The sequence below is a fragment of the Streptomyces sp. NPDC102258 genome (genome assembly GCF_055584685.1).
In genome coordinates this window covers 1-4,243 of record NZ_JBVJLO010000058.1, presented here as the reverse complement: position 1 = coordinate 4,243, position 4,243 = coordinate 1, and the positions used below count along the sequence as shown (strand labels likewise).

Below are 4,243 nucleotides of genomic sequence, written 5' to 3'. Positions count from 1 at the left end.
CACCTCAACCTCACCGGCGTCACTCGATCAGTGACCACGCTGAAAACGCTCACTGGACGGAAACCGAGTGTCCACCCTGGCATGCCGGGCCGACGCCGGTGACCATCACTCCCTAATAGTTAGAACTACCCGTTACGCAAAGCCCGTTGCAAGGACATCCCATACCCAGCTAACATCTCAGAAGAGCAAGATGAACAAGACTGGGAGGTTCTTTTGAGCGTGATCATCCGTGTCGCTATTCCCGGCGTCACCGTGGAGACCAGGACGGTCGGAGATGACTTGCACATCGACATCAGTCCGGAGGGAGGTGCGACCAGCCCTGCGACGCAGACAGCTCCGGGAGGGCTCTCGCCCATGATTGAGTCCGGCGACCTGAAAGCCGGCGAGGTGCTCTATTGGTCCCGCCCTCGTCTCGGAGTGCGACACAAGGCGACGGTGCTGCCGAACGGCTGGCTGTCGTTCGAAGGGAAGCCCTATCGAACTCCCTCAGGAGCAGCCGTGGCCGCGGCAGGATCCCAGGCTGATGGCTGGACTGCATGGAGGCGGGAGCGTGACGGCGTGATCATCGGCTCCCTTCGCCGAGCGCAATAGGAACGTGAACGAGGTTGGGGCGTGAGGAGACGCCTGGTGTCGCACGCCCCAACCAACTACGGAGTCAATTTCCGCGTCGCGACACGCCCGATGGCTTTCTGCGTCTGGGCTTTTGCGCACCACGCTCTGTGACCGGCCACCAGCTACGTGCATCACCGGGCTCGCTGGACAAGTTCGGATAAGCCTGTATTCGGTGCTCGCTGCTCAGGCCCGACCCGGCACAGCGCAAGCGGCTTGTCGAGATCCGCGACAATCTGATCGCCCGGATCGCCGAGGCCGAGCGGGAAGGATGGCTGGGCGAGGTCGAGGGCCTACAAGTCAGCCTCGCCGGCGCCCAGGGCAAGCTGGACCAGCTCGATGGCGAAGCAGCCCGCCGGTCCTCCGCGGTCAGCCTCGGCATGCCACGCATGGCCGCAGCTCAACCTACCCGGGAGGATGGAACGGCTTCGCTGAGACAATCACAGGATGATCAGCAATGAGATTCGGTTCGACTGCCGGCAACGTGGCGACGGCGGCGCACTCGTGATCGTCCCCCGCATAGACGGAGCAACACTTACCGAGCTGACCGACGGCTTCGAGATCGCGGCCGGGATGCAGCCCGCAGGCGACGCCTACGGTGGCCTGATACCGGAGTTCTTCCGCTTCGGCCCGATGCAGGACCACTTCCTCGGACGGTCTACCAACGCGATGGGGCCAAAGACACCCGTTCTCGGCTGTGAATGCGGCGAGTGGGGATGCTGGCCGCTCATGGCCCGCATCACCGCGACGGCCGACCTCGTGACCTGGGACGCCTTCGAGCAACCGCACCGCAAGACCCGCAACTATGTGGCATTCGGTCCGTTCCAGTTCGACCGTCACCAATACGATGACGCCTTGCGGGCCCTGAGCGCGGTGATCGGCTCCGACAACGACGACACGCGCGCATGAGCGCTACCAGGCACGGCCTGCTGAACTGAGGGATGGGGAAAGCGGTTCATGGAAAGGTTCGAAACAGAGAGTATGGCGCTCATGCCTGGCCAGAAGGTGCGGGCCAAGGTCCTCAGCCATCACCCATGGGGTGTGCTCGTAGAGATCGTTGGTCACGAGAAGGCCGGACTATCGGCCTCGATCGACATGATCCAGCAGTTCTCCCAGACCACGAGCAGCCATGACGAACTACTCGCGCTCTTTCCGCCCATCGGTTCACAGATCGATGCAGTGGTCGAGCAGATCCGCCGCTTTCATCCTCCGGTATCAGTGCGGCTCACCATCCGACCTGCCGACCTTGAGTCGCTGACCTGGAGTTGCGACTTCTGTGGTGAACCGATCACGTTGGATCCAGGTGGAGACGCCCTCGTCCTGGACTCGCGCAGCATCGACGGTCCAGGAAGCCACACCCTCATCTCCCACCGGCACTGCCTGGCCGAGCGAATCCGCCCGGAGAACTCTGGAGAGCGGGCGCGAGCGTTGCAGGTCGGGAAGATGTGCTGAGGTCGTGAGCCGGCACCTACGGGTATGGCTGAGCTCGACAGCTCGTTCTGCGGGAACCAGCCGATAGTTCAGAGAAGCCACCCTCGACTGGATCGAGAACGCCGTCGACACCGGCAAGGTCGACATGGACGACGAGCTCGCCGCCCTTCTCCGAGGCCAGTAGCCATGCCCCGCGCCTCACGGCGCCGGGGCGACGCCGCTCTGCGGCACGCCGACACGGTCAGATTCGTGCTCTTCGAAGCACGCCCGGCCGGACTCCTCTTCCACCAGCTCACCCGCGCCAGCGACCTCACCCCCAGCCAGGCGAGGGCCGGACTGGCCGCCCTCAGGGACGTCATCGCAGACCAGGGATGGCCCCCGCTGATCTGGACCAGATCCGACGGCTACCAGCTCGGAGCCGAACGGGCCGCTCTGGAAGCCTACGAACGAAAGGTGATCAAGGAGAAGCTCACCGAGTTCCGCCGGTTCATCACCGGCACCGTCGCACCCCACGCCGCCGCCCACCCCGGTGACAAGTGGGTCCGCCACATCACCGCCCAGCTCAACTCGATCGAATCCACCCTCGACCTCGTCAACAGCTACTGAGCCCTTTCGCTGCCCGGGGCCCGGCCGAAGGCCGGGCCCCGGGCAGCACCGGTTTGAAGGCCAGCCGCCATGCGCCGACGCCTCTACCCCTCCGACACCACCGACGCCGAATGGGCCCTACTCGAACCCCTGCTGCCCATCCCGGCCTGCGAAACCACCGTCGGCGGCCGGCCCGAGAAACACGACCGGCGCGAGATCGTCGACGCGATCCGCTACGTCGTCGACACCGGCTGCAAATGGCGGTCCCTGCCGACGGACTACCCGCCCTGGCGGACCGTCTGGGAGTTTATGGAACGCTGGGCCGCCCGCGGCGTCATCAATCAGATCCGTGATGTCCTTGCGCAACGAATCCGCCGCGACATGGGCAAAGGCCCCCGCGCGGTCGCCACCGTCATCGACTCCCAGTCCGTCAAAGCCGCCGAAACCGTCGGCCGGGACTCACGCGGCTACGACGCGGGCAAGAAAATCAACGGCCGCAAACGCCACATGGTCGTCGACACCCGCGGCCTGCCCCTGCTCGTCATGGTCACCCCCGCAGACCTCCACGACAGCCACGCGGCCAAGGAAGTCCTCTTCCGCCTCCGCCTCATGCACCCTGAGATCACGATCGTCTGGGCGGACTCCGCCTACGCGGGCAAGCTCGTGACCTGGGCAAAGAAGTCCCTGGGCCTGACGATCAAGACCGTCAGCAGACCCAAGGACTCCTCCGGCTTCGTCATCCTGCCCCGCCGCTGGGTGGTGGAACGGACCTGGTCCTGGATGATGCGGGCCCGCCGGCACGCACGCGACTACGAACGACTCGTCCAGCACTCCGAAACCCTCATCACCTGGGCGGCCATCACCCTCATGACCCGCCGGATCACCAAGGCCCGCAAGCCCCCCGAGCGGTTCTCACCCCTGTTCTGACCAGGCAATCAGACCCCCAACACCCGCTCGCTGATCGTCCCCACCCCACGCCACTGCTTAGGGGTTGCCCGGCGGACCACTGCAGTAGCCGTCGTAATCGTTCCAGCCCGAAGATCGGGCCAGCTTCTGCCAGCTGGGCCAGGCCCGGCCGGTCGCTTGCCGCACAAGCTCTCCCGGCATTGTGAAGGGTGGTGCCTTATGTGGCTTGGACAGCGCCTGGCTCACGATGCTGTCATGGAGGACTGCCGCCGCGTAAAGGCGCGGGAGCAGACGGTGGACCCGATCTGCGTAGCCGTCCGGCAGCGCGTCGGGGCCGCCACCCAGGTCGAAGCCGGCGCCGACGGCGACCAGCGCGATCTCGGGCCGCTTCCGCAGGGCGATCTCCCGGTCCGTGTGTAGCGCGATGGCATCCCACACGACTTCCGCCCGGTCTGCGGAGACTCCCTGTTCAGTCAGGAGACGTACTGCCAAGTCCGCGCCGTCCAGTTCGAAACGCTGGCTTCCATCGCCCTCGGCGCTGAGTCCGCAATCATGCAGAACGCATCCCAGAAACAGCAGTTCGTCGTCGTAGTCGCGCTCCGGCAGCAGGCCCTGCCGCTCCCCGAGAAGGCGTCCGTAGAGGTAGGTACGCAAGCTGTGAGCGTTTTCAGCGTTGCCTCTCCAGAGTGAGGACAGCCTTGGTGATGACGGT

The 4,243-nt window shown here is 65.3% G+C and carries 5 protein-coding genes and 2 pseudogenes; 6 read left to right on the top strand and 1 reads right to left on the bottom strand.

What is annotated here, in order from left to right; translation table 11 throughout:
* Positions 1–219: 219 nt before the first annotated feature.
* The 6 genes and pseudogenes from ACZ6ZT_RS35015 to ACZ6ZT_RS34990 form a co-directional block, all read left to right on the top strand.
* Positions 220–591, top strand: a complete 372-nt coding sequence (locus tag ACZ6ZT_RS35015) for a restriction system modified-DNA reader domain-containing protein (RefSeq protein WP_391279911.1) — start codon at positions 220–222, stop codon at positions 589–591.
* A 465-nt stretch (positions 592–1,056) separates the two neighbouring features.
* Positions 1,057–1,518, top strand: coding sequence for a hypothetical protein (locus ACZ6ZT_RS35010; RefSeq protein WP_469724484.1), 462 nt, complete (start codon positions 1,057–1,059; stop codon positions 1,516–1,518).
* A gap of 81 nt (positions 1,519–1,599) precedes the next feature.
* A complete protein-coding gene (locus tag ACZ6ZT_RS35005) occupies positions 1,600–2,061 on the top strand; it encodes a hypothetical protein (protein ID WP_469724483.1) in 462 nt (153 codons plus the stop codon).
* A gap of 76 nt (positions 2,062–2,137) precedes the next feature.
* Positions 2,138–2,224: pseudogene (locus ACZ6ZT_RS35000) on the top strand (DUF6192 family protein); the annotation flags it as partial.
* A gap of 2 nt (positions 2,225–2,226) precedes the next feature.
* On the top strand, positions 2,227–2,646 hold the full coding sequence (locus tag ACZ6ZT_RS34995; RefSeq protein WP_469724482.1) for a RacP protein: 420 nt from the start codon (positions 2,227–2,229) through the stop codon (positions 2,644–2,646).
* 69 nt (positions 2,647–2,715) lie between these two features.
* A pseudogene (locus tag ACZ6ZT_RS34990) lies at positions 2,716–3,513 on the top strand (IS5 family transposase); the annotation flags it as partial.
* Positions 3,514–3,609: 96 nt separating this feature from the next.
* On the opposite strand, the gene ACZ6ZT_RS34985 reads toward ACZ6ZT_RS34990, so the two are convergent.
* Entirely contained in the window at positions 3,610–4,185 is a 576-nt protein-coding gene (locus tag ACZ6ZT_RS34985; protein ID WP_469724481.1) for an HD domain-containing protein, read from the bottom strand.
* Positions 4,186–4,243: the final 58 nt, after the last annotated feature.